A 21,986-nucleotide genomic window follows, 5' to 3' on the forward strand; every position below is an offset into this window, starting at 1 on the left:
CTTTCCAAATGACCAGCGCTGCATCAACCACGGACGCGATCGCCATCGTAGCCACGATGGATACAAAGAGTGCCGAGGTGTCCTTTGTTTCGGACATGATCGCAAAGTCCGGTAGAGAAATCGTGCTCGTCGACGTCGGGACGACGGCATCCGCTTCAGATCGATCGAACGATCCGGCAAGCCTTCTTTCGGCGATCGCTCAACGTGCCCGTGTTTCGGTACACGGAATGTACGAGGCCGGGCGCATCAGCGCAGTTATTGGCATCGCCGGCGGCAAAGGCAGTGGCGTGTTCGGAGAAGTCGTAGCGGATCTTCCGTACGGTTTTCCCAAACTCCTCGTATCGAGCGCGCGACCGGCATTGCTCGCGGAACTCGCCAAGACAAGCGACATCCTCCTTTATCCGACCCTTGTGGACCTGTTTGGTATAAACGGATTCACGTCACGAATTCTCACCAACGCAGCACAAGCCATCGCCGCGATGCGCTATTCGCCGCGACAAGATGCCCGGCGCTCGATCGTCGCGATTTCGGCATTCGGCGTGACAACGCCCGCGGTAGACCGGTGCGTGCGCCTCCTCGCAGATCAGAATGTCGAAGCCATTGTGTTCCCTGCAAACGGCGCCGGGGGGCGCAAGATGGAAGCGCTGATCGAAGCCGGTGAATTTGACGCCGTTCTTGATCTGACAACCACTGAGCTTGCAGACGAACTTTTGGGCGGGACAGCCAGCGCCGGTGCTGAGAGGCTGACTGCAGCAGGCCTGAAGGGTATTCCCCAGCTCATCGCACCGGGCGCCGTCGACATGGTCAATTTTGGCGTAGCATCGAGCGTGCCTGCACAATATGCCGGCCGAAAGTTCTACTCACACACACCCTACACAACTCTCATGCGGACCACGCCCGATGAGACGCGAGAGATCGGTCGTCGCACTGGCACTAAGCTGGGTGAAGCCGTTGGACCTGTGTGCGTGCTGTGGCCCGCGGGGGGCGTCTCTGATTACGACCGGGAAGGTGGTGCCTTTCACGACCCAGAAGCGAACAAGGCTTGGCTCAAGGGTCTGAAGAGCACGCTCCCAGATACTGCCACCCTTCTGGAAGTCCCCTTCCACATCAATGAGCCAGGCTTTGCCGATGCAGCGGTCGACTGGCTTGTCAAAAACTTGAAAAGCGAGGTGGTCTGAAATGAAAATGTTTGAACGGGCGGAAATCCTGGCGGCCATCGCGCAGCAGACGGCGAAGGGAAACGCCATTCTCGCTGCGGGTAGCAGTTGCGGCTTGGTCGCCAAATGTGCGGCACTTGGCGGCGCCGACATGCTGGTCGTCTACAGCACGGGTCTTTCACGTTTGATGGGCCTTCCAACGAGCCGCATCGGTGACTCCAACGCTCGAACGATCGAGATGGCGGAGGAAATCCGCAATGTAGTCTCGGACGTTCCCGTCATTGGAGGGATCGAGGCCTGGGATCCCGTGCGCCTCGACCTCGACCGGCTGCTCGACAGGTTCTGGGCTGCCGGCTACTCCGGGGTTATCAACTATCCGACCATCTCGACCATGGGCGACAAGTGGCGCGACCGAAGAGGGCGCGTCGGGCTCGGTTTCGAGCGAGAGATCGAGATGATACGGTTGGCGAGACAGAAGAGCATCTTCACGATGGCCTACGTCGCCTCCGCCGAAGACGCGGCGGCGATGACCGACGCGGGCGCCGACTGCATCGTCCCCCACGTTGGGGCGACGCGCGGAGGATTGGTCGGTCACGACGAGGGCCAGGCGATCCAGGAAGCGATCTTGAAGATCAACAAGATCAATGACGCGGCCAGAGCTGTTCGATCCGATGTCATCCTTCTCGCCCATGGCGGCGCTGTTGCCGAGCCGGAGGACACGGCGGAGGTCTATCGCCACACGGGCTGTGTCGGCTTCGTCGGCGCATCATCGATCGAGCGGATCCCCATTGAGCGTGCCGTCATGGCCGTTGCGAAAGCATTCAAGTCTGTGCCCGTTCCGCGCTCCTGAACCCTTCGATTTATCCACTAGCCAGCGAGACTGACTATGACCGTTTCATCCGCGCCAATTGCTCTTCACCCTGCCAATGCTTCCCAATGGGAAGAGGTCTATGACGTCGTCGCCATCGGCAGTGGCGCTGCCGGCCTTTCTGCCGCTCTTTTTGCCGCCCAATCAGGCCTGAAAGTTCTCGTTTGCGAGAAGTCCGCGAAGCTCGGGGGTACCACTGCGCTGTCGAACGGCATGATATGGGTGCCATGCTCTCCCCAGGCGAAAGCGGCAAAAGTCAACGATAGCATCGACAACGCTCGAACCTACCTGAGGAACGAGCTTGGAAACTATTATCGCGAGGACTTCGTCGACGCATATCTCACGGACGGCCCTGCAGCATTGACGCAAATCGCAGACGGCACGGAGGTGAAATTCACACTGGCATCAGCGCCCGACTATCATTCCTCTCAAGTCGGCGGCGTCGATTCGGGGCGCGCTCTCAGTCCAGCTCCCTACGATGGCAGGCTTCTTGGCAAAGATTTTGATCTGGTCGGCGATCCCATTCGTGTCGTCCTTGGTGGGATGATGATTTCCTCCGGCGAAGTGATGAAGTTTCTGAACCCTCTCAAATCCTTGGATTCGATGCGTCATGTGCTAAAGCGGGTCGGGCGCTACGCTCGCGACCGCCTTTCCTACCGGCGCGGCACAGAGTTCAGCGGGGGCAACGCGCTCATCGCCCGGTTCATCACTAGCCTTCGAAAGAAGAACGTAGCGATCTGGACAGAAGCGCCGCTGATCCGTTTGATCATCGAGGATCAGAAGGTTATCGGAGCGGTCGTTCGTCGCGGAGGTCGGGATATCCGGATCAAAGCGGAGAAGGGCGTGGTTCTCGCGACCGGTGGCTTTCCGCGAGATGCGGGCCTGCGCCAGGCGCTGAGCGGGGCCCACCAGCATGACGAAACACTCGCGCATCCGGATTCTACCGGTGACGGCATAAAGATTGCCCAGCAGATCGGTGGAACCATCGACAACGACGTTGCAAGCGCCGGATTCTGGACACCGGTTTCGATTCTTCGTGACAAGAAGGGTGGCCAGCAGACGGTTCCATACGGGTGGCTGGACCGCGGGAGACCGGGAGTAATCGCAATAGGGCCCGACGCCCGACGCTTCGTCAACGAGTCAAACTCATATCATGACATTTGCCTGGCGATGTTCCGGAATGGCTACCCGAAGGACAAGCGGTTCTACTTCATCTGCGACTCGGAATTCCTGAAAAAGCGGGGCATGGGACACATGCTGCCATGGCCATGGACGATGGGAACCAAAGCCTACGAACAAGTCGACTACATCAAGGTGAGCCGAACGATCGCCGACTTGGCCGAAAAGATCGGCGTCAGCGCCTCGGAGCTGGAAAAGACAGTCGAAGAGCACAATGCCCATGCGCGTACCGGCAAGGACCCGTATTTCCAGCGCGGGGAGTCGGCGTTCAATCGCATGCTTGGCGATCCGTCTGTGGGAAAGCCGAATCCCAACCTGGGTACGATCACGGTCGGTCCCTTCATCGCACTGCCGATCGTCCCCGCAACCCTTGGTACCGCGACGGGGCTTGCAACCGATACCTGGGGGCATGTCCTCGATCAAAGCGGGCAGAAGATCGAAGGGCTCTACGCGTGTGGCAACGATGCAACGTCACTCATGCGCGGTCTCTATCCAGGCGCGGGAATCACAATCGGTCCTGGTATTGTGTTTGCTTACCGGGCGGCCAAGGCAATCGCTGGCAAAGATGACGAAAGGTCGTGAGATGCTGACGATAACAAGACTAAGCCTCGAGGATTCAAAAATCCTTGTCGAAGGAGCAAAAGCAAAGGCTGAGGAAATCGGTGTACCTATGTGCATAGCAGTCTGCGATGAGTCCGGACAGCTTATAGCATTTGAACGGATGGACGGTGGCAAGATCACCAGCAGCATCATTGCCCAGGACAAAGCTTACACCGCTGCAGGTGCCAAACGGACAACCGAGAGCTATGGTACGGCAAGCCAACCAGGACAGCCCGCTTATGGGATCAACTCGGCCATCGGTGGCCGGTTGATGGTTGTTGCAGGCGGCGTTCCGGTGGTTGTCGACGGGCAGGTCGTTGGTGCAATCGGAATAAGTTCCGGAACGCCTGCCCAGGACCATGAGTGTGCGCAAGCAGGCGTGGACCGCTTTCTCGCCTCCTTGTAAGGCGCCGCGTTCACAGCTTTGGTCTGCTTACAGTGCATTTCTAAGCGCTTAGATCGCTCCGCTACACCGCCGCGGGGCGATCTGTTTTCGGCCACTATCTTACGATCTGCCGTCTTTCACTCTTAGCATGCAAGTGCGCCACAAGGGCCCCGAGCAGAACCTTGTGGCGTTCATCATCCCTGCGCTCCTGTTGGCGGAGACGGGCTTTAAGAGTTTGCGCTGGACCTCGATCTGGGCGAGGCGTTCCTCAATGCACTTGCGTGCCATCGAAATGCTCCTTTTACTTTCTGGTCGCGGTGGATGCCGGTTTGAGATGGATGAGGACGCCTTTCTGCGACTTGCCGGATCGGTCGATGTCAAATTTCCCCGTCGCCTCGACGAGTTCGCTGAGACGGGCAAAGCCGTAGTTTCTGGAATCGAATTCGGGTGACTGCTTTGCGACATGACTGCCGACAGCACCGAGATTGACCCAGCCGTCTTCGTCGGCGGTGGCGATGACGGCTTTGGTCAGCATATCGATCAGGATCTTGTCGATCTTGCTCTTAACGGGGGTGACTGGGACAACCGGCGCAGCGCCTTGGACCGGTGTCGCCTTCTTGGTGGCCTTCTGAGCGGGCTCTGCTGCTGCAACGACGGCAGCCGGTTCTTCGCCCGACGCATTGAGGACGTCGAAATAGACGAACTTGTCGCAGGCAGTGATGAAGGGACGAGGGGTCTTGCGTTCTCCGAATCCGTAGACGGTCACACCCTGTTCGCGGATCCTCGCTGCAAGTCTGGCGAAATCACTGTCACTGGAGACAATGCAGAAACCGGAGAAGCGTCCGGTGTATAGAAGATCCATGGCGTCGATGATCATCGCGCCATCGGTGGCATTCTTGCCGGTGGTATAGGCGAACTGCTGGACCGGCTGGATAGAATGTTCGAGCAGGCATTCCTTCCAGCCGTTGAGATTGGGTTTGGTCCAGTCGCCATAGACACGTTTGACGCTGGCGGTTCCGTAATTGGCGATCTCGGCGAGTAAGCCTTTGACGATTTTGGGCGTTGCGTTGTCGCCGTCGATGATCAGCGCCAGTGTTGCGTTTGCCTCTGCCATTGAAGCGTTCCTTTTCCATAATGTCATTCGAGAGCTATTGCGGAAATAGACGACACGGTCGGTTTCGACGACGCCCCGGTCAGCACGAGCCTGGTGCGATCGTCTGCTTCTGACACCAGCGTCCGACCGGAAATCTCGCGTCTTAGGGAACGGGCTCGGCATAGTCTCCAACTCGGGACAAGTGCCCGACTTGAACATGGATACGTTGAAGGTGAAGAGCCGTAATTTTCAGTAAGCCCTGTAGAACGCGGAAGAGACCAGCTTGCCCAGATTTGATGATCAGGCTGGTCTCACGGCCGACACGTCAGAGCACGCTAACGTTCTCAGCCTTCGATTTTCCGGTCTTGCGGTCCTGGCCAACTTCGAAAATGACCTTGTCACCTTCTCTGAGCGAGTCACCTTGCTGCAAAGCGGACACGTGAACGAACACGTCCGTTCCGCCAGTCTCCGGCGTGATGAAACCAAATCCCTTTTCATCGTTGAAAAATTTAACAGTACCGGTGGGCATGACAGTTCCTTTTCAATTTCGCAGCCTTCTGACTCCAAGCTATACTAAAGTTTGTAGGTCTGCTTGCGCTTTGCATCCAGGCTGAAACCCAACCCCGCTTAGCGGGAGAAAGAGAGTCCTATAAGCAATGAGGAATTTGAAACTAGATGTCCAAGAAATTTAAGTTTGTAAACGAAGGCGCCAAACGCGCCTTTATGGACCTGCCGACAGATATTAGGATCAATTTTTCAGGCGAGATCCGGAGAGTTCAGGAGGGCGAGGACCCGCTGGATGACTTCAAGGTCCCCAGAGGCGAATGGAAGGGCGTCATTGAGCTGCGCGAAAACGGTTCGCCCGCCTATAGAGCCGTCTACTGCGCAAAGCACCTCGACACCCTCTACATTCTCCACGCCTTTACCAAGACCAGCGAAAAGGCTGATCAGAAGGAAATGGACACTGCACTGTCCCGCTACAAGGAGATGATGGCAGAGGTCCGGGAAGTGACCCAGGCTGAAGCGAAGGCGGCCAAAGCCAAAAGCCCGACGAAGAAATAACACTCCGAAATTGGAGCAAGGAGGGGCCGGTTATGCGGCCTCTTTTTGTTTTTCTTCGACACGGCAAACCACGTGATGGTTGCCATCAAGCGACGGCTTGAAGCGATAGCCGAGGACTGCCAGGTAGCCAAAAAGCTTCTGGATTGAAAGGATGGCGATCTTACCGCGCACGAGTTCACTGACACGCGACTGCGGGATGTCGAGTGCCGCGCCGATATCGGCGTTCTTCCAGCCGCGTTCCTTGAAGATGGCAACAAGCGTGTTGACGAGATCCGATCGCAACGTCAAATCCGCAGCTTCGATCGGATCGTCCGTGATCGCTTCAAAGATGTTGTCGTATTCAAGCTGTGTCATAGCGAGTTCCAAACTCTAAAATTACAGAATTCTGTAAATACGGCAAAATGACGGAGCCGTCAAGTTGGTAACGCTTACCCGGATCCTCGGCACCCTTCGCATTCGCAGCCAGCGAGAGAAGCGTGCTAGGCCGCAAGGCGAGAACGGCTCCAAGAACGGCGGCGAAACTGGCTGGAGCTTCACACACATCAGCGACTTAGCTCAATGACAGAGGGTGCCGAAGGTTTGGATCCTTTCAAGGCGAACGATGCGCACAGGGGCCGCGTCTCTCAGGAGCGCGCGAATTCCAGCAACGGCGCTATATCATGATTGTCTGCTGCGCGAAGGGCCGCGACATAATGAGTGCGCAGTTCACCGACATCGGCCAGAGTTCCGCCGCCCCAACTGAAACGCTCGCCGCCAAGACGTTCGATCAGAAGATCGGCCGCCAAACGAGCGTGACGACCATTTCCGTTTGGAAACGGATGTATTGCGACCAGGCGATGGTGGAACCTGACCGCAATCTCATCCGCCGGAAATGTCTCATGTTCAACCCAATAGCGGACGTCGCTTAACAGGCTCGCGAGTTCCACTCCGATGCGGTAGGCTTGGACGCCGATGTTGCGCTCCGTCGTTCGGAAGGTGCCGGCCCATTCCCAGACGTCGCCAAACATCCGCTTGTGCAGTGTTCGCATGAAGTCTTCGCTGAGCATTCGCTCATGCGATACGCGCCGGCGACCGCGCGCCCAGGCTGCGCCCTCGACGATGTTTTCCTGCTCCGCCTCGTTGAGATCACGGCGGTGCGTGATCCATGTCTGCAGCAGTCCCTCTCGCTCATGCGGTTCAAGGTGTGTTGCGTCCTCCGGCTCCTGAAACAGGTCCGTCATGTCTCGTTCCAGAGGTCACGCTCAGAGAGTTTGTCGCGAATGTATGCCTGGACGCGAGCTTCAAAATCCGCATCGTCTGTGCCCTGAGCTTCAAGGCGCATTGTATGCGCGACGGCCTGAAGCTCGCGCGTTGCGATTTTCCTCGCACGCGTTTCGATGACAGTCTCAAGTGAACTGTTTGGAACAAGGGCGTAGACGAGCGTGCAATCCAGCGCCTCAGCTGCGCGACGTAAGGTTTTAAGTTGGATCGTGCCTGCGGCTTCCGACTTCTCGATGGCTTCGACAGTTTGAGGTCGCACGCCAATGCGTGTGCCGAGCTGAGCGCCCGTCATCCCGAGCGCGTCACGTAGTGCGCGCACCCATCCTTTCGGCGGCGCTTTGAACCGGTCAATCGGTTGGAGCGCCCGAAGTCTTTCATCGAGGCGCAGGCGCCCCCTTTTCCGACTGTCGCTTTTCATCTATGTGTCTCAAGCTGCAAGCTGATCTTATGACTATGTGTATCAGTACACAGGCTGATCATCAATACGCATGATTCAAACTCTAGTGTGATCATTGGAGTTATTATATCAGCCTATGGTATGTAGATTGCGTATAAGATATCAGACTGTAATCTGATTATTGGATTCGGGGAGAAACATACCTGCATTGTTTCTTCGCTCCGACCGTCTCGATGACTTCACGACTGACCCCCGAGATTGCTGCCGCCATGAAAACGGGCGGTCTCGGCACGCGATGGCCGCGCCCGACGACCCAGCGACGCGTCATGCCATCCGGCGAACATCCGGGCTGCCATATCAATTCGATGACGGCACATTGCATCTTGCCGTTCGTCGAAGTCTGCCTGGTCGGCGGTGCCCTCTATCTCGATGTGATGAGCCATTTCGTGGAGCTGTTCCGTGAAGACGGCTTTGTGACCGGGAGCGCGCCTGTAACGGAAATCTGCGGGCCGTTCGGCATCATGCGAAAGCAGCTGGCCGCCTGGCTGAACAGACCTCTGCCTGCACCCGGCGACGAGGTGGGTGCCGGCCGGAGCCGGTGATGGTGGGGGGTGTGGTTGGAGGGAGAGGGGGGAGGGGGTGTTTGTGGCGGGTTGAGGTCGTCGGAGAGAGGCTCCGGCCAATCCGCCACGGAGAAACGACATGGCACAGGCCATCCAGAAAATCACGCTCAACACAGGGCGCGACGTCCCCTTCAACAAGCTCGTTCTCAGCCAGCAGAACGTGCGCAAGACCAAGGCGGGCGTCTCGATCGAGGAGCTTGCCGAGGATATCGCCCATCGCGGGCTTCTGACCAGTCTCAACGTCCGCGCTGAAGTCGATGCCGACGGCAACGAGACCGGCATCTACCGTATTCCGGCGGGCGGCCGCCGCTACCGCGCGCTCGAATTGCTGGTCAACCAGAAGAAGCTGTCGAAGACGGCAGCCGTTCCCTGCATCGTCAGCAAGGGCGACACTCTCGAAGTAGAGGATTCGCTGGCCGAAAACGTCAAGCGCGTCGATCTGCACCCACTAGACGAGTTTCGAGCCATCATGACGCTTCGCGAACAGGGGCTCGATGAAGAAGAGATCGCCGCCCGCTTCCATATGTCGGTGGCAACGGTGAAGCAGCGCCTGCGGCTGGCTTCGGTCTCGCCGCGTCTCCTCGAGCTCTACGCCAATGACGATATGAAGCTCGGCCAGGTCATGGCATTCTCGATCACCAATGATCATGTTCGCCAGGAGCAGGTCTGGGACACGATCTCGCGATCGCATAATCAGGACGCCTATTATATCCGGCGGATGCTGACCGAAACCGCGGTCCGCGCCTCAGATCGCCGCGCCGTCTATGTCGGCATCGACGTCTATGAGGCAGCCGGCGGTGTCGTGATGCGCGACCTGTTCGAACAGGACAATGGCGGATGGCTGCAGGATCCGGCGCTGCTCGAACAGCTCGTACTCGAAAAGCTGACAACCGACGCCGAAACGCTGAAGGCCGACGAGGGTTGGAAGTGGGTCGAGGCCGCGTTCGACTTCTCCTACGGCCATACCTCCGGTCTTCGCCGATTCTACGGCGAACGTGCCGAATACACCGACGAAGAGCTTGCACGTTATGATGCGCTGAAGGCGGAATACGTCAGGCTCGACGCGGAATACGCCGAGGCGGAGGACCAGTCCGAGGAAACCGAGGCCCGGCTTGAGGAACTCGGCGGCGAGCTGGATGCCCTCAACGACCGGCCCTACGTCTTCGACGCGGAAGAAGTCTCCCGCGGTGGCGCCTTCATCTCGCTTGCCGCCAATGGCGAGCCGAAGATCGAACGCGGTTTCGTCCGGCCGGAAGACGAACCCGTCGCCGAGCCGAACGGCGTCGATGCCGATGACGGCGACAGTGATGGTGAAGGCGAGACTGACACTGCTGCGCCTGCCGCGAACGGCGGCATCTCGGTCAACGGCAAGCCTGTCGGCGTCGAAGAACCGGAAGAAGACGACGGCAAGGTTCGTCCGCTTTCCGATCGCATCATCGAGGATCTGACGGCCGCCCGCACCGTCGCGCTCCGCAATGCTCTGGCCAATGACCCGATGATGGCCTTCATCGCCGCTCTGCATGTCGCGGTCCTGAAGATCTTCTACAGATACGGGGCTGACTCGTGCCTGGAGATCACGCTCCAGCACACCGCGTTCAGCCAGACGCAGGGGCTCGGCGATACGGTCTGGGCAAAGGAGATCGAACAGCGGCAGGAATCCTGGGGCTATGACCTTCCCGGCAACGCCGACGAGGTCTGGAACTATCTGATCGCGCTCGACCAGGATAGCCGCATGGCACTGTTTGCCCATTGCGTCTCATTGTCGGTGAACACAACCGTGCAAGCGTGGAACCGGCGGACGAAGGAAACGGCTCATGCCAAGCAGCTTGCCAGTTCGCTCGAGTTCGGCATGGTCGCGGCCGGCTGGACGCCGACGGTCGACAACTATCTCGGCCGCGTGACCAAGGCGCATATCCTGCAGGCGGTCCGCGAGGCGAAGGGCGAACAGTCGGCGCAACTGATCGATCATCTCAAGAAGCCCGACATGGCGCGCGAAGCCGCCCGGCTGCTGGAAGGTAGCGGATGGCTCCCCGAAGTGCTGCGGCTCCCGGTCGATCAGATCGCCGCGGAGGCAGAGGTCGATGCTGCGGCTGCGGACGCTGTTGTCGAGGACGATACGGCCGAAGCCGCCAAAGTCGATCTGCCAGCCTTCCTGACGGCAGATGAGGAAGCCGCAGAAGCGGCCGCCGACCCGATCAATGATGACGGCGAACATCTCGAAGCCGCCGAATAACGCCCTCAAACCCTCACTCACGAAAGCCCGGCCACTGCGCCGGGCTTCTCTGTTTTCAGGAGCACCGTCATGCCTGCCTACACGATTGAAACGACCTACACCTTGCCGATATTTCGGCATGGGACCTATATCGCCGACACGCCCGAAGCTGCCTGCAAGGCGGCCCTCGGCGACGACGACTGGGAGTCCCTGAAGAAGGACTACGATTCCTCAGGCGAGATCCATGTGACCGGCATCTGGGAGGGTGAGAACACCGCCTATGCCGGATCGCCGATCACAATACCTTCGCAGTTTGATGAAGCAGTTCAGCGCCGCGCTCACCACTTCGAGATCCTGCTCGGTCTGCTGAAGATGTTGTTCCACGATGTCCAGGCGGCGCGATCTCCGTCAGTCGATTGGTTGGACAAATCGGCCTGGGCGATTGCGCGGGGCGAGGCGATTCTCGCTTACGCACCCGATCCCACCGAGCCGGCCGACGCGCCAAAGCCGAGCCATGTCCTTGCACGTTTAGAGGAAGAACGTGTCCGCAGCGCGATCGTCGCCGTGCTTGAGGTCGATCGCGACTTCGAGGGGCTTTCACCAGATTTGGTGAGCGACGAGGAGATCCAATCGGCTTGCGAGTCCGTCGTTGCAACGATGGATCTCTCCGATGCTGTGGGCAATGCCGAGTTTCATGCGGCGATGGCAGCGATCCGAACGGCGTACCGGCGCCTCCATCCGGATTAAGCCCTGTCGGACCCCTCTGACTTTTCAACGCGGTTCACCGTCAATTCAGAACCTCGCTTTTTCATTCAACCCAGCCCGACGTCTGCATCTTTCTTTTTATGCGCGCCGGCAAAAGCCGCGGCTGCGGCCCGCCTGCAGGGGAAGAGTGGGGCCGGGGAGAGGGGCGAAGCCGGGCCGTGGAGAGAGGGCGCCCGGCTAGAATCCCGTTACCTCTCTGGAGAAAGATCGATGTCGATATCCGAAGTCACACCCCAAACTGCCTCCATCGTCACTGACGAGCGCCGCCTGGAATTCCTGCCCACCCTGTTCGGGCGCTCGCTCCTGATGATCGGCGAGAACGCGGTCTACAGCCTCATGGAGCGGCTCAGCCCCCTCGATTATGGCGGCGGGTTCTGGGATTTCTACGAACATGAGAGCAAGCCGCTGTTTCTGGCTCCGAGATCCAAATCACGTTTCCGGATCACCGGCGAGATCACCGGGTTTCAGGGGGAAGTCTCGGCGGAGGCTGCCGGGATTATCGCCACGCTTTTTGCCTTCTCGCATCTCTCCTTCCAGCATCAATCCGAGCAACTCTCGGAAGGCTATGGCCGTCTTTACGCCTATTCGGCTGACCACCCCGAAGCCGCCGAGATCTTTCAGGCGATCGATTGACCACTAGCCCCCCGTCGCCCTCGGGCGGCGCGCTTGTCTTTCCTGACCGCATTGCCCTGTCAGCAGGGTCTTGCGGCCGCAATTCGTCGTCCATCTCACCAGCCTGGTTGTCGCAAGAGCGGTCAGCCGGGCTCTTTCGTTTCAGGAGACTTCATCATGAACACCATGATTTCCAACCCGCAACCGACATCGTCTGGATTCAAGGTCGATATATCCCGCGGCGAACGCATCGGCCGCGTTTCGTCGGAATGGTTTTCGCGTCCCGACGACGAGCGCTATCTGTCGCTTTCCGATCTGCATCGCGCCGTCAGCGCCCGAACGGAGCGCGCTCGCGTTCGCACGGTCGAGACCGCCGAGATCCGCGTCGAGGCGACCCGCGACAATGCCGAACGCCTGTCGCTGATCGTTCCCGGCGGGCGCGAGCCGTTGGCGCCGACACACTGGAGCTACGGTCAGCTCTGCAGCCTGGTTGGCGCACCTGCGAGCTACATGCGTCAGCTGCCGGCGCCGTTGGCGGCGATCAATCTCCAGCACGGGCTCCTCAATCATAATGCCGAAATGGTCAAAACGCTCGAGATGGACGACGGCCGCCTTGAACTGCGGGCGGTGACCGGTCCCGAATACGGCCGGATTTGGGATAAGGATCTGATCGCCGCCATCATGAACATTGCCGGAAATGGCACCGGAGATACCATCTGGAAGGTTCCGGGATGCTTGTCATGGGAAACCATGACGCACAATCCCTTCGTCGACATCTCGAAGGACACCACGACGCTGTACGCCAGCGATCGCGACGTGTTCGTCTTTCTATGCGATGACACTCACCCGATCGAAGCCGGACGACTGCCGAACGGCGAACCTGATTTGTATTTCCGCGGCTTCTATGCCTGGAACAGCGAGGTGGGTTCGAAAACACTTGGAATTGCCAGCTTTTACCTGCGGGCAGTGTGTGCCAACAGGAATCTTTGGGGCACAGAGAATTTCGAGGAAATCACCATCCGTCACTCGAAATTCGCTGCCCAGCGCTTCGCCCACGAAGCAGCCCCGGCGTTGACGAACTTCGCCAATTCCTCGCCCGCACCATTCATTGCCGGCATTCGCGCCGCTCGTGAACGCATCGTCGCCCGAAACGAAGACGATCGCTCGGAGTTCCTGCGCAAACGCGGCTTCTCAAAGGCCGAAACCGGCAAGATCATCGAAACCGTTCTCAGCGAGGAGGGAAGACCACCGGAGTCGATTTTTGACTTTGTGCAGGGCATCACCGCCCTTGCGCGGGGAAAGTCGCATCAGGACACCCGGCTCGAACTTGAAGGCAAGGCGAAGAGACTGCTCGAAAGCGCGGCCTGACCACGTCAACTCTACCACAAATCCTTATCCATCCCTTTCATCGCCCGGCCATCGCGCCGGGTTTTTCTCGTTCCCGGAAAGGAAACATCATGACAACGCTCGAAACCAGAATCTACAGCCATCCTCCTATTCCACTGGCAAACATCAGCCCGCTCGAAATGCTGATCCTCACCAATGTGCTCGAGTGCAGCGAAACGCAAGCGGGCCTTGTCCTATTCACGGATGTCGCACCGACCAATCCGGTCCGTGTGGCGCGCGGCGAACTGGTCGCTGCATTTCGCGCGTCAGCACAATACGCCGGGGATCCGCTCAGCGTATTCATCGCCGACCGTGTCCTCGCACTTCTGCCAGCAGGCGGCAACACGGTCGAGGACGATGCAACGATCGAAATCGACCTCAGCCAGTTCCCGTGGCAGTTCGTGGTGCAGGGAATCGTCGCGCGATCACCGGATCTGCGCGAGGTCACGGTGATTCAATGGATGAACCACCCCTCGCAACGTCTGGAAAGCTTCGGCGCCAGCGTTTCGCTGATCACCGCCAAGGCCATCCATCACGCCACCAGCGAGGACCTTCTCGCCCGGTTCAGGCTTCAGGACAGGGCCCTTCTGCCTGAGGCATCGTCGGCTGCCTCTTCAGAGCACGACGGCACGTTGACCGGTGCCGCTGCACGCGACCCGTTTACCGTGAAAGACTTTGAGACGGCTCTCTGCATATGGGAGGCCATGCTCTATTTCCGTGGGTTGCATCAGGACGGGCGGCCGGTCCCGGACAATATCGTCCGCATGTCGGAAGTCTGGGATACTGTCGGATGGTAGGCAATGCGTTCCCATGTTCGCGCGATCGTGCCCCTCGCGCTTGATGTCCATGACGCCGTTTTCGAGGACCTTGAGGAAGAAGGTTTCACCTTCGATTTCGATTTCGCACCAGCGTTCATGGAGACCTTGCTCTGGTCCGAGGACGGAGCCTACCGCGAAGGCGAACCTGAAGAGTTCCTTGAAGACGTGATGATGGCCGTCAGGCGCCGTCGGCAGGATGTCGTCGCGCGAAATACATCGAGCTTCAACCCGGCTTCATGCCAAGTCGACTGATGAGGAGAGGCGCTCGCCTGCCGACCCGCGCGTTTGCGGCTCAAGGCAGCCGCGGGATATCGCCTTCCGCGACCCGCCAGACCCATGGTGTGATCTCGGGTCTCGCTTCGATCATCTCCGCAAGCGCCTGCTCATATTCCTCTCCGGCGCTCGCCGGCACGATGAACATGGCGACGGGAGCCGGTTTCTGCTCCGGCAGTGTCACCGACACGATCGGCGCATCGCGCGCCAGATTGAAACGCAAGCCTTTGACGCTTTTTCGCTTGAGGTGGCTGAGCTTTTCCAGAAGCCGCAACTCGTGAATATCCTCGAACGGCAGCCAGTGCTCATTGACCACCATCAACGCGACCTCCTCGACCGCTGCGATGCCGGCGGCTGAGACACCGAAGGTGGCGACGACGATCAGATGGAACGCCTCGCTTGATCGCCATAGTTCGAGCTCCACCTCATAGCGCGCGGCGAGCCGCCGCCATGCACCCTCCTCGATCATCAGCGGAAAGGGCATGTGCCGAACGACGATCCTCTGCCCCTCACGCGCGGCGGAAAACTCCTTCACTTCGGCTACGATCATCATCAGCTTGCGAGGACCGGCACCCGTCGCCTGCACGCCCTTGAGCACCGCGGCGCGCCGGGCGGCGATCCCATCCTTGTCTTCGGGATGAAACACTTCCGGCACGAAGAGCATGTCGCCCAAGGTAGCACCTCTTGCCGTCATCTGCGCGGCGGCATTGAGAAGGCTTGCTCGCACCCGGCCCCAGCCGCGTCTGCCAGCCCAGGTCGAACGCCATTCCGTCAATTCGCCAGCCTCCCAGAGATAATGCAGCATCGCCCGCAGCGACAATTTCCGTGGCTCGCTGCGGATGCCCTGTTCAGACGCTTCAGCCGTCGCGCTGGGTGCAGCCCGAGGCCCGCGTTTCGTCAGCGAGAAATCCAGCTTGAGGTCGGCCTTGCCGTTGGCATCGATCTGGATCGCATTGCCGATCAACGGGCCAAGGCCGGAAAGCTCGTAGGGAGGCTCATAGGAGGGGCAGGCAGGATCGTGATCGCGTCCCGACAGCGGCATCCGCTTGATGAGATATTGGTCTTCGACCCTGGCGATGTACATCGGCACGGACGGTTCTTTGCACATGCACATCGGGCGAAGCCGTTGCTCGTAGGCCTGCGGAAGGAATGCCCGCAAATCATGCGACGATTCTTCGATCACCCGTCCATCGATCATGAATTTTCGCACCTCTGTTCTCCCCGTTCCGTCGTCGAAGCTACACGGCCACCATGTGTTTTACTATCTAAAATATCGACAGTAAAACGCCGCGATGCCAATGAAGCCTGCGGGGCGGAGAGGGCGAGTTCGGCCAGCAGAGGGACGGCGGGTTCGGGCTGGAGCAAAGCCTTTCGGCGCCGCTTGATATTGGCCGAGCACCGTGCAGATGATCGGCGCGATCTCTTATGCCTTCCGGCTGTGAGATCGGTGGCCACCAGAGTTCAGAACCCTTCGCCCGGCGCAAGCCGGGCTTTTCCTGTTTAGGAGGATAGAATGACGATACCCAACCATGCCAAGGCCAATTTCCATACCCTGTTGCGCGCAGCCGCAGACGGCAACCTCGCCCTGATGGAATGCCTGGATTCCCGAACGAGCGAACCCCGCTATGTCCTGTGTGCTGTCGGGTACGACGGGACCGACCGGGTTTTCACACCGTTTGGGCATCTGTCCGATGGGAACCCCTACGATGCGTACCTACCCCCGGATCCTGACAATCCTCAAGGCTTCCTGACGGCGGGTCGGGCTCGAACCGACAGCCGCTTGCCAACCGCCGACGACAGAGGAGAGAGCGATGCAGATCCGACGTAAACCCCGACCCGGCGAGATGCTTCAGCATCTCGCCCATTCCCTGTTCTCGGCGAAGCTCGGCGCATATGACCCGGGCCGCTATCGTTCGACGCCTTCCGGCGCGCCGGATGTCGGCGATCTCGTCTGTCCCGGCATGATGGTCCATACATCCTATGGCACGGGCGGAATCGTGACAGAAGTCGAGGGTCCGCATCTCCATGTCATTGCAGATGGCAAGGAGTATCCGCATTTCACGATCGTTTATCTGCCCGCCGGCCGTCTCGACCGACACAGCAAGCTCGATCGCAACTGGATCAACGAATGCGTCGCCGTCAACGGCCGGATCCTGAAGCTTCTCGAAGCCAACCTCGACGAGGTCTTTATCGAAGGTGCGGTCTCCGACCCACGCTGACGCTCTGGGGAGAACGCCCCACCAATCTTTCTTCCAACCTTTTCCAACCAGGCCAGGTGCTCCGAATGGAGCGCCGGGCCTTTCCACGTTTTCAGGAGAGTATCATGACCAGGCCTGCACTCGACTGCCCCCGCCCGGCTTCTGCGCCGGTCGCACCGGTCGCACCGGTGTTCCTCAATTTCCGTTCGCAGATCGTTCGACCCGTCTGCTTCGCGATCGTCTTTTGGGACGGCCCGGGCGATACGCTTTACGCCTTCGAGGACCGTGACGCCTTCGAGCGCCAGCGCACCACGGCCGAACGTCATTTCGTCCATGTCCACGAGCTGTCGGACGAGGAGGCTGCCGATTGGATCGCCGCCGGCTGCAATGCCGTCCTGCACGAGGTATCGGTCGCCGGCATTGCGGCATTCGGCAATCTCAAGCTCGCGCCCGGCTGAAGGCCGGGCGCCCGCCGCCTTGATCGCCCAGAGGGAGAGAGGGGCCGGAAAAGGGCGGTCTGCCGGGGCTTGGAGAGCGTCCGGGCGGGCCTGTCCTTTCCCGCTCTCGACAAGGTTTCCCATGAACATCGTTCCTTCCCGCGCCATAAACGCGACCACCGCCTCGCTCGCCCCCGCCGATCGCACCAGCCGAACAGGCAAACTGCTGCGTTCCGGCCACGTGCTTCTGCCGTCTCTCGAACGTGGCCAGCCCATCGGCGCAGCCGATCTTCGCACGATGCTGATGAGCATTTTCGGTGGCTCGGACGCCGAAGGCTTCTGGTCATGGAAAGACGCCTACGAGGCGACCGAAGTGGCGCAGGTCCTGTTTCTGCGCAAGTTCGGCGCGGCGATCACCGCCCGCGCAAACGCGCCGCAGGCAACGCTGGCGATGCTGACCAAGGTGGCGGGCCTGATCCCCACCCATACCCGGCGCTCGGAGGAAAGCCAGCAGCTCCAGCAATTTTCGACGCCGATACCACTGGCTTATGTCGTGTCCCGCGCCGCCGGCATCATGGCGGACGATACCGTGCTCGAACCCTCCGCCGGGACCGGCCTGATGGCGATCTTCGCCGAACTCGCGCACGCGCGGCTTTCTCTCAACGAATATGCGCCGGTGCGCCACGGCCTTCTGGAGCAGCTCTTCTCCGGGTCGGCCGTGTCGCAGCATGATGCCGCCCACATCGATGACTATCTCGATCGTTTGATCCGCCCGACCGTCGTCTTGATGAACCCGCCGTTTTCCGTCGGCGTTCATGTCGAAGGCCGCATGGTCGACGCCGCATGGCGTCATCTCGCCTCCGCCTTCGCGCGGCTTGCCCCTGGCGGACGGCTGGTGGCGATCACCGGCTCACGTCTCTCTCCCGACAATCTCAAATGGCGCGCCGCCTTCGCCCGCCTGCAGCAACGTGGCACTGTTCTGTTCAGCGCCGCGATCGATGGCTCGGTCTATGCCCGGCATGGCACCACGATGGAAACGCGGCTGACCGTGATCGACAAATTTGCCGCTGCCGATCCGACACGCCTCATCGCGTCACACGGTCTCGCTCCCGATCTGGAAACATTGCTTTCATGGATCTCGGGCCTTCCACCCCGCTCGCCTTCGACCGCGTCGAACTCCATCGGCGCGCTTTCCAATGGAACCTCAAGCGCCTGCGCGGCGAAGATGGCCGCCCGCAAGGCCGCGGACACCCTGCGCCCCGCGGCCTTGGCCCCGCCAGTAGCGCGCCCTCTGTCCGCTGCTCGCGCGCCACATCCCCTGTCCCCACCGCCCGCGCGCATCGACGATGAAGTCATCGAACTCTCCTATGAACTGCGCGATGCAGCAGCGATGACCCGCGGCGATGTCGCCGACGGCATCTACGAGCCTTATCGGCTGCAGACGATCCACATTCCGGAGGCAAAACCGCATCCTGACAAGCTCGTCGAATCCGTCGCAATGGCATCGGTCGCACCGCCCAAGCCGAGCTATCGGCCGCATCTGCCGAAGCGCGTTATCACCACCGGCGACCTTTCAGACGCCCAGCTTGAAAGCGTGGTTTATGCCGGCGAGGCCCATTCGGGCTACCTCGCTGGTCACTGGTCCGTCGATGCCAGTTTCGACAATCTGAAAGCCGTCAAGCCGGAGGATGAGGGCGCTGTCCGCTTTCGACGCGGCTGGTTTTTGGGTGATGGGACCGGCGCCGGCAAAGGTCGCCAGGCTGCCGGTATCATCCTTGACAACTGGCTCAAGGGCCGTCGCCGCCATCTGTGGATCTCGAAATCCGAGACCCTGATCGAAGATGCCCAGCGCGACTGGAGCGCGCTCGGCCAGGAAAAGCTGCTGGTCACGCCGTTGTCGCGCTTCCGCCAGGGCAAACCGATCAAGCTCGATGAGGGCATCCTCTTCGTCACCTTCGCCACGTTGCGTACCGACGAGCGTGAGGGCAAGCGCTCTCGCGTCCAGCAGATCGTCGACTGGCTGAGTGAAGAGGCGGGGAGGGCTGAAGGCCCGACTGGGACTGAACGAAGAGCGGCGGGGAGCGGCGAAGCCGGGACAGGGAACGCAAAAGGTTTCGATGGCGTCATCGTCTTTGACGAGGGGCATTCGATGGCCAACGCCGCCGGCGGCAAGTCCGAGCGCGGCGAAAGATCCGCCTCGCAACAGGGCCGCGCCGGTCTGCGCCTGCAGCGCGCCCTTCCCGATGCCCGCGTCGTCTACGTCTCCGCAACCGGCGCGTCCGAGGTGGAGTCGCTTGCCTATGCCGAACGTCTTGGCCTCTGGGGCAGCACGGATTTCCCCTTCTCGACGCGATCGGAGTTTATCGCCGCGATCGAAGACGGCGGCGTCGCGACGATGGAAGTGCTGGCGCGCGACCTCAAGGTGATGGGGCTCTACGCCTCCCGGTCCCTTTCCTTCGAGGGCGTGGAATACGACGTCCTCGAGCATGAGCTGACCGAGGAGCAGGTCCGCATCTACGATTCCTATGCCGAGGCCTTCCAGGTCATTCACAACAATCTCGACGCGGCACTGGAAGCCTCCGGCATCGTCAGCAACAGCACCACGCGCAACAAGAATGCTAAGGCCGCCGCCCGCTCCGCCTTCGAGAGCTCGAAGCAGAGATTCTTCAACCACTTGCTCACTAGCATGAAGACGCCGGCGCTGATCGACGCGACGACCAGGGACGTCGAGGAGGGGCACGCGGCGATCGTCCAGATCATTTCGACCGGCCAGTCCCTGACCGAACGCCGGCTCGCGGAAATACCGACCGAGGAGTGGGGTGATATCCAGGTCGACGTCACGCCACGCGAGATCGTTGCGGAATATCTCAACCATTCCTTTCCGACCCAGCTCTTCGAGGAATTTTCCGACGCCGGAGGCAATCTCCTGTCGCGGCCGGTTTACGACGCTGAGGGCAATCCCGTCCTGTGCCGGGAAGCTGTCGCCCGCCGGGATGCGTTGCTCGAACGGCTCGGCAGCCTGCCGGCGATCCCGACCGCCCTCGACCAGATCGTCCAGCACTTCGGCAGTACCCGAGTCGCTGAGATCACCGGCCGCACGCGCCGCATCGTCCGCCGCGACGACGGCGGCACGATCGACCGCTTCGCCGTCGAAAGCCGGCCGGGCAGCGCCAATCTCGACGAGACCCGCGCCTTCATGGACGACGAGAAGCCGATCCTGATCTTCTCGGAAGCCGGCGGTACGGGCCGGTCCTACCATGCCGATCTTGGCGCGAAGAACCAGCGCCTGCGTCTTCACAATCTCCTCGAAGCCGGCTGGCGCGCTGACGTGGCGATCCAGGGCCTCGGGCGCAGCCATCGCACCAACCAGGCGCAGCCGCCCCGGTTCAGGATGATTGCCACCAACGTCAAGGCCGAGAGACGCTTCCTGTCGACCATCGCCCGACGTCTCGACACGCTCGGCGCCATCACCCGCGGGCAGCGTCAGACCGGCGGCCAGGGAATGTTCCGCTCGGAGGACAATCTTGAATCGCAATATGCCCGCGATGCGCTCCGCCAGTTCTACAAGCTGATCCACGGTGGCGGGGTCGCAGGATGCTCACTGGAAAAATTCGAGACGATCACCGGCCTGTCGCTGGTTGCGGATGAGGGGGGTCTCAAGGACGAGCTGCCGCCGATCCATACCTTCCTCAACCGCATGCTGGCGCTCACCATCGCCATGCAGAACCTCCTGTTCGACGCCTTCGAACAGTTGCTGGCCGCCCGCATCGAGGGCGCGATCGCCGCCGGCGTTTATGACAAAGGGCTTGAGACTCTGACGGCGGACCGCATGACGGTGAAGAAACGACGGCTGGTCTATACTCATCCGGTCACCGGCGCGCAGTCACACCTGCTGACCATCGAGCGCATGGATCGCAACCAGCCGATGCAGCTCGCCGACGCTTTGAAACTTGCCGCGCGCGATCCCCGCGCCATGCTGATGCTCAACGGCAAGTCCAGCCGTGCCGCGGTGCAGGTTCCGACCCGTTCAATCATGCTCGACGACGGCTCGGTCCAACCGCGCGTGGCGCTCGTCCGGCCGATGGACGAAATCCGTTTCGAGGTGCGACAGCTCGAAGAAACGAACTGGGAAGAAGCGGACGAGCAGAGCTTTTCCGCTGCCTGGAGCGCTGAAGTCGTCAATCTCCCGGAGTTCTCCATCTCGACCATGCATGTAGTCTCCGGCCTCCTGTTGCCGATTTGGAAACTGCTGCCGCAGGATTATTGCCGGGTCTATCGTCTTGAGACGAATGAGGGCGAGCGGATCGTCGGCCGGCTGATCTCTTCGGAAGGGCTCTCCCGGCTTTGCCGGAATTTTGGACTCGATCAGACGGAGGTCATCACGGCCGCGCAGGTCTGGCAATCGCTGCTCGGCGGTTCCGCGGTCGTCGCACTCGCTGGCAACATGACGCTGCGGCGCGTCCGGGTAATGAACGACTATCGGGTCGAGCTCGCCGGCTTCACCGACGGTATGCGCGACAGGCTGAGATCCATCGGTCTCTTCTCCGAAATGATCGCCTGGAAAGTCCGGTTCTTCATCCCGGCCTCGGATGACGGACAGGCGGTACTGTCGCGCCTCATCGAACGGCATCGCGTCGTCGATGTCGGCGGCCGGAGGTGAC

Annotated in this window: 22 protein-coding genes; 16 read left to right on the forward strand and 6 right to left on the reverse strand. The window is 60.4% G+C overall.

Going from position 1 to position 21,986, the window contains the following annotated elements; translation table 11 throughout:
* Nucleotides 1-8 precede the first annotated feature (8 nt).
* From CPY51_RS15425 to CPY51_RS15440, 4 genes are read left to right on the forward strand one after another with little or no spacing between them, the layout of a single operon-like run.
* Nucleotides 9-1,178 carry a Tm-1-like ATP-binding domain-containing protein gene (locus tag CPY51_RS15425; protein WP_111161409.1) on the forward strand — a complete coding sequence of 390 codons (1,170 nt, stop codon included), beginning with the start codon at nucleotides 9-11 and terminating at the stop codon, nucleotides 1,176-1,178.
* A 1-nt stretch (nucleotide 1,179) separates the two neighbouring features.
* Nucleotides 1,180-2,007 carry a phosphoenolpyruvate hydrolase family protein gene (locus tag CPY51_RS15430; protein ID WP_244598687.1) on the forward strand — a complete coding sequence of 276 codons (828 nt, stop codon included), beginning with the start codon at nucleotides 1,180-1,182 and terminating at the stop codon, nucleotides 2,005-2,007.
* Nucleotides 2,008-2,043: 36 nt separating this feature from the next.
* Entirely contained in the window at nucleotides 2,044-3,786 is a 1,743-nt protein-coding gene (locus CPY51_RS15435) for an FAD-dependent oxidoreductase (RefSeq protein ID WP_111161114.1), read from the forward strand.
* Nucleotide 3,787: 1 nt separating this feature from the next.
* Nucleotides 3,788-4,210 carry a GlcG/HbpS family heme-binding protein gene (locus CPY51_RS15440; RefSeq protein WP_111161115.1) on the forward strand — a complete coding sequence of 141 codons (423 nt, stop codon included), beginning with the start codon at nucleotides 3,788-3,790 and terminating at the stop codon, nucleotides 4,208-4,210.
* Between the two features lie 280 nt (nucleotides 4,211-4,490).
* Here the strand turns inward: CPY51_RS15440 and CPY51_RS15450 are convergent, their stop codons facing one another.
* Both CPY51_RS15450 and CPY51_RS15455 read right to left on the reverse strand, forming a co-directional pair.
* Nucleotides 4,491-5,303: an NYN domain-containing protein gene (locus CPY51_RS15450; protein ID WP_111161116.1), complete on the reverse strand. Its 813-nt coding sequence runs from the start codon at nucleotides 5,301-5,303 to the stop codon at nucleotides 4,491-4,493.
* 304 nt (nucleotides 5,304-5,607) lie between these two features.
* The gene (locus CPY51_RS15455) at nucleotides 5,608-5,811 is read right to left on the reverse strand and encodes a cold-shock protein (protein WP_111161117.1); all 204 of its coding nucleotides are present in this window, start codon (nucleotides 5,809-5,811) and stop codon (nucleotides 5,608-5,610) included.
* 146 nt (nucleotides 5,812-5,957) lie between these two features.
* Here CPY51_RS15455 and CPY51_RS15460 point away from each other — a divergent pair, with 146 nt between their 5' ends.
* Complete coding sequence (locus CPY51_RS15460; RefSeq protein WP_111161118.1) at nucleotides 5,958-6,344, forward strand: type II toxin-antitoxin system RelE/ParE family toxin; 387 nt, start codon at nucleotides 5,958-5,960, stop codon at nucleotides 6,342-6,344.
* Nucleotides 6,345-6,374: 30 nt separating this feature from the next.
* Here CPY51_RS15460 and CPY51_RS15465 read toward each other — a convergent pair whose 3' ends face one another.
* The 3 genes from CPY51_RS15465 to CPY51_RS15475 all read right to left on the reverse strand — a co-directional run bounded on the left by CPY51_RS15465 (nucleotide 6,375) and on the right by CPY51_RS15475 (nucleotide 8,022).
* Nucleotides 6,375-6,698: a helix-turn-helix domain-containing protein gene (locus CPY51_RS15465; protein WP_111161119.1), complete on the reverse strand. Its 324-nt coding sequence runs from the start codon at nucleotides 6,696-6,698 to the stop codon at nucleotides 6,375-6,377.
* A gap of 269 nt (nucleotides 6,699-6,967) precedes the next feature.
* Nucleotides 6,968-7,564 (reverse strand): mobile mystery protein B, encoded by a 597-nt coding sequence (locus tag CPY51_RS15470; RefSeq protein ID WP_111161120.1) that lies wholly within the window; start codon nucleotides 7,562-7,564, stop codon nucleotides 6,968-6,970.
* The gene (locus tag CPY51_RS15475; protein ID WP_111161121.1) at nucleotides 7,561-8,022 is read right to left on the reverse strand and encodes a mobile mystery protein A; all 462 of its coding nucleotides are present in this window, start codon (nucleotides 8,020-8,022) and stop codon (nucleotides 7,561-7,563) included. The genes CPY51_RS15470 and CPY51_RS15475 overlap by 4 nt, the downstream gene beginning before the upstream one ends.
* 212 nt (nucleotides 8,023-8,234) lie before the next feature.
* Between CPY51_RS15475 and CPY51_RS15480 the strand changes: the two genes are divergently transcribed.
* From CPY51_RS15480 to CPY51_RS33445, 7 genes are all read left to right on the forward strand, one after another.
* Complete coding sequence (locus tag CPY51_RS15480; protein ID WP_195909535.1) at nucleotides 8,235-8,603, forward strand: hypothetical protein; 369 nt, start codon at nucleotides 8,235-8,237, stop codon at nucleotides 8,601-8,603.
* A 100-nt stretch (nucleotides 8,604-8,703) separates the two neighbouring features.
* On the forward strand, nucleotides 8,704-10,857 hold the full coding sequence (locus tag CPY51_RS15485) for a ParB N-terminal domain-containing protein (RefSeq protein ID WP_111161122.1): 2,154 nt from the start codon (nucleotides 8,704-8,706) through the stop codon (nucleotides 10,855-10,857).
* Nucleotides 10,858-10,926: 69 nt separating this feature from the next.
* Complete coding sequence (locus tag CPY51_RS15490; RefSeq protein ID WP_111161123.1) at nucleotides 10,927-11,583, forward strand: hypothetical protein; 657 nt, start codon at nucleotides 10,927-10,929, stop codon at nucleotides 11,581-11,583.
* A gap of 228 nt (nucleotides 11,584-11,811) precedes the next feature.
* Nucleotides 11,812-12,234, forward strand: a complete 423-nt coding sequence (locus CPY51_RS15495) for an antirestriction protein (RefSeq protein WP_111161124.1) — start codon at nucleotides 11,812-11,814, stop codon at nucleotides 12,232-12,234.
* 156 nt (nucleotides 12,235-12,390) lie between these two features.
* Entirely contained in the window at nucleotides 12,391-13,581 is a 1,191-nt protein-coding gene (locus CPY51_RS15500; protein WP_111161125.1) for a DUF932 domain-containing protein, read from the forward strand.
* 89 nt (nucleotides 13,582-13,670) lie between these two features.
* A complete protein-coding gene (locus CPY51_RS15505; RefSeq protein WP_244598688.1) occupies nucleotides 13,671-14,396 on the forward strand; it encodes a hypothetical protein in 726 nt (241 codons plus the stop codon).
* 3 nt (nucleotides 14,397-14,399) lie between these two features.
* The gene (locus tag CPY51_RS33445; RefSeq protein ID WP_244598689.1) at nucleotides 14,400-14,669 is read left to right on the forward strand and encodes a hypothetical protein; all 270 of its coding nucleotides are present in this window, start codon (nucleotides 14,400-14,402) and stop codon (nucleotides 14,667-14,669) included.
* 40 nt (nucleotides 14,670-14,709) lie between these two features.
* On the opposite strand, the gene CPY51_RS15510 is transcribed toward CPY51_RS33445, so the two are convergent.
* Nucleotides 14,710-15,888 (reverse strand): DUF1173 domain-containing protein, encoded by a 1,179-nt coding sequence (locus CPY51_RS15510; protein ID WP_111161126.1) that lies wholly within the window; start codon nucleotides 15,886-15,888, stop codon nucleotides 14,710-14,712.
* A gap of 315 nt (nucleotides 15,889-16,203) precedes the next feature.
* Here CPY51_RS15510 and CPY51_RS15515 point away from each other — a divergent pair, with 315 nt between their 5' ends.
* The 4 genes from CPY51_RS15515 to CPY51_RS15530 all read left to right on the forward strand — a co-directional run bounded on the left by CPY51_RS15515 (nucleotide 16,204) and on the right by CPY51_RS15530 (nucleotide 21,985).
* The gene (locus CPY51_RS15515) at nucleotides 16,204-16,518 is read left to right on the forward strand and encodes a DUF6117 family protein (protein ID WP_244598690.1); all 315 of its coding nucleotides are present in this window, start codon (nucleotides 16,204-16,206) and stop codon (nucleotides 16,516-16,518) included.
* Nucleotides 16,502-16,909 carry a hypothetical protein gene (locus CPY51_RS15520; RefSeq protein ID WP_111161127.1) on the forward strand — a complete coding sequence of 136 codons (408 nt, stop codon included), beginning with the start codon at nucleotides 16,502-16,504 and terminating at the stop codon, nucleotides 16,907-16,909. Before CPY51_RS15515 ends, CPY51_RS15520 begins: the two co-directional genes overlap by 17 nt.
* A 104-nt stretch (nucleotides 16,910-17,013) precedes the next feature.
* Entirely contained in the window at nucleotides 17,014-17,346 is a 333-nt protein-coding gene (locus CPY51_RS15525; protein WP_111161128.1) for a hypothetical protein, read from the forward strand.
* A gap of 121 nt (nucleotides 17,347-17,467) precedes the next feature.
* Entirely contained in the window at nucleotides 17,468-21,985 is a 4,518-nt protein-coding gene (locus CPY51_RS15530) for a bifunctional class I SAM-dependent methyltransferase/DEAD/DEAH box helicase (protein WP_111161129.1), read from the forward strand.
* The last annotated feature ends 1 nt before the right edge of the window (nucleotide 21,986 follow it).

The sequence above is a fragment of the Arminella tubonensis genome (genome assembly GCF_003240585.1).
In the GTDB taxonomy this organism is placed as follows: Bacteria; Pseudomonadota; Alphaproteobacteria; order Rhizobiales; family Rhizobiaceae; genus Rhizobium; species Rhizobium tubonense.

What these genes read in the sequence shown, in the direction of transcription:
- CPY51_RS15520 (WP_111161127.1), top strand. Translation starts at nt 16,502, where the DNA reads ATGCAGATCCGACGTAAACCCCGACCCGGCGAGATGCTTCAGCATCTC.
- CPY51_RS15425 (WP_111161409.1), top strand. Translation starts at nt 9, where the DNA reads ATGACCAGCGCTGCATCAACCACGGACGCGATCGCCATCGTAGCCACG.
- CPY51_RS15470 (WP_111161120.1), bottom strand. Translation starts at nt 7,564, where the DNA reads ATGACGGACCTGTTTCAGGAGCCGGAGGACGCAACACACCTTGAACCG.
- CPY51_RS15505 (WP_244598688.1), top strand. Translation starts at nt 13,671, where the DNA reads ATGACAACGCTCGAAACCAGAATCTACAGCCATCCTCCTATTCCACTG.
- CPY51_RS33445 (WP_244598689.1), top strand. Translation starts at nt 14,400, where the DNA reads ATGCGTTCCCATGTTCGCGCGATCGTGCCCCTCGCGCTTGATGTCCAT.
- CPY51_RS15460 (WP_111161118.1), top strand. Translation starts at nt 5,958, where the DNA reads ATGTCCAAGAAATTTAAGTTTGTAAACGAAGGCGCCAAACGCGCCTTT.
- CPY51_RS15440 (WP_111161115.1), top strand. Translation starts at nt 3,788, where the DNA reads ATGCTGACGATAACAAGACTAAGCCTCGAGGATTCAAAAATCCTTGTC.
- CPY51_RS15510 (WP_111161126.1), bottom strand. Translation starts at nt 15,888, where the DNA reads ATGATCGATGGACGGGTGATCGAAGAATCGTCGCATGATTTGCGGGCA.
- CPY51_RS15455 (WP_111161117.1), bottom strand. Translation starts at nt 5,811, where the DNA reads ATGCCCACCGGTACTGTTAAATTTTTCAACGATGAAAAGGGATTTGGT.
- CPY51_RS15515 (WP_244598690.1), top strand. Translation starts at nt 16,204, where the DNA reads ATGACGATACCCAACCATGCCAAGGCCAATTTCCATACCCTGTTGCGC.
- CPY51_RS15490 (WP_111161123.1), top strand. Translation starts at nt 10,927, where the DNA reads ATGCCTGCCTACACGATTGAAACGACCTACACCTTGCCGATATTTCGG.
- CPY51_RS15430 (WP_244598687.1), top strand. Translation starts at nt 1,180, where the DNA reads ATGAAAATGTTTGAACGGGCGGAAATCCTGGCGGCCATCGCGCAGCAG.
- CPY51_RS15450 (WP_111161116.1), bottom strand. Translation starts at nt 5,303, where the DNA reads ATGGCAGAGGCAAACGCAACACTGGCGCTGATCATCGACGGCGACAAC.
- CPY51_RS15480 (WP_195909535.1), top strand. Translation starts at nt 8,235, where the DNA reads ATGACTTCACGACTGACCCCCGAGATTGCTGCCGCCATGAAAACGGGC.
- CPY51_RS15495 (WP_111161124.1), top strand. Translation starts at nt 11,812, where the DNA reads ATGTCGATATCCGAAGTCACACCCCAAACTGCCTCCATCGTCACTGAC.
- CPY51_RS15485 (WP_111161122.1), top strand. Translation starts at nt 8,704, where the DNA reads ATGGCACAGGCCATCCAGAAAATCACGCTCAACACAGGGCGCGACGTC.
- CPY51_RS15475 (WP_111161121.1), bottom strand. Translation starts at nt 8,022, where the DNA reads ATGAAAAGCGACAGTCGGAAAAGGGGGCGCCTGCGCCTCGATGAAAGA.
- CPY51_RS15500 (WP_111161125.1), top strand. Translation starts at nt 12,391, where the DNA reads ATGAACACCATGATTTCCAACCCGCAACCGACATCGTCTGGATTCAAG.
- CPY51_RS15530 (WP_111161129.1), top strand. Translation starts at nt 17,468, where the DNA reads ATGAACATCGTTCCTTCCCGCGCCATAAACGCGACCACCGCCTCGCTC.
- CPY51_RS15525 (WP_111161128.1), top strand. Translation starts at nt 17,014, where the DNA reads ATGACCAGGCCTGCACTCGACTGCCCCCGCCCGGCTTCTGCGCCGGTC.
- CPY51_RS15435 (WP_111161114.1), top strand. Translation starts at nt 2,044, where the DNA reads ATGACCGTTTCATCCGCGCCAATTGCTCTTCACCCTGCCAATGCTTCC.
- CPY51_RS15465 (WP_111161119.1), bottom strand. Translation starts at nt 6,698, where the DNA reads ATGACACAGCTTGAATACGACAACATCTTTGAAGCGATCACGGACGAT.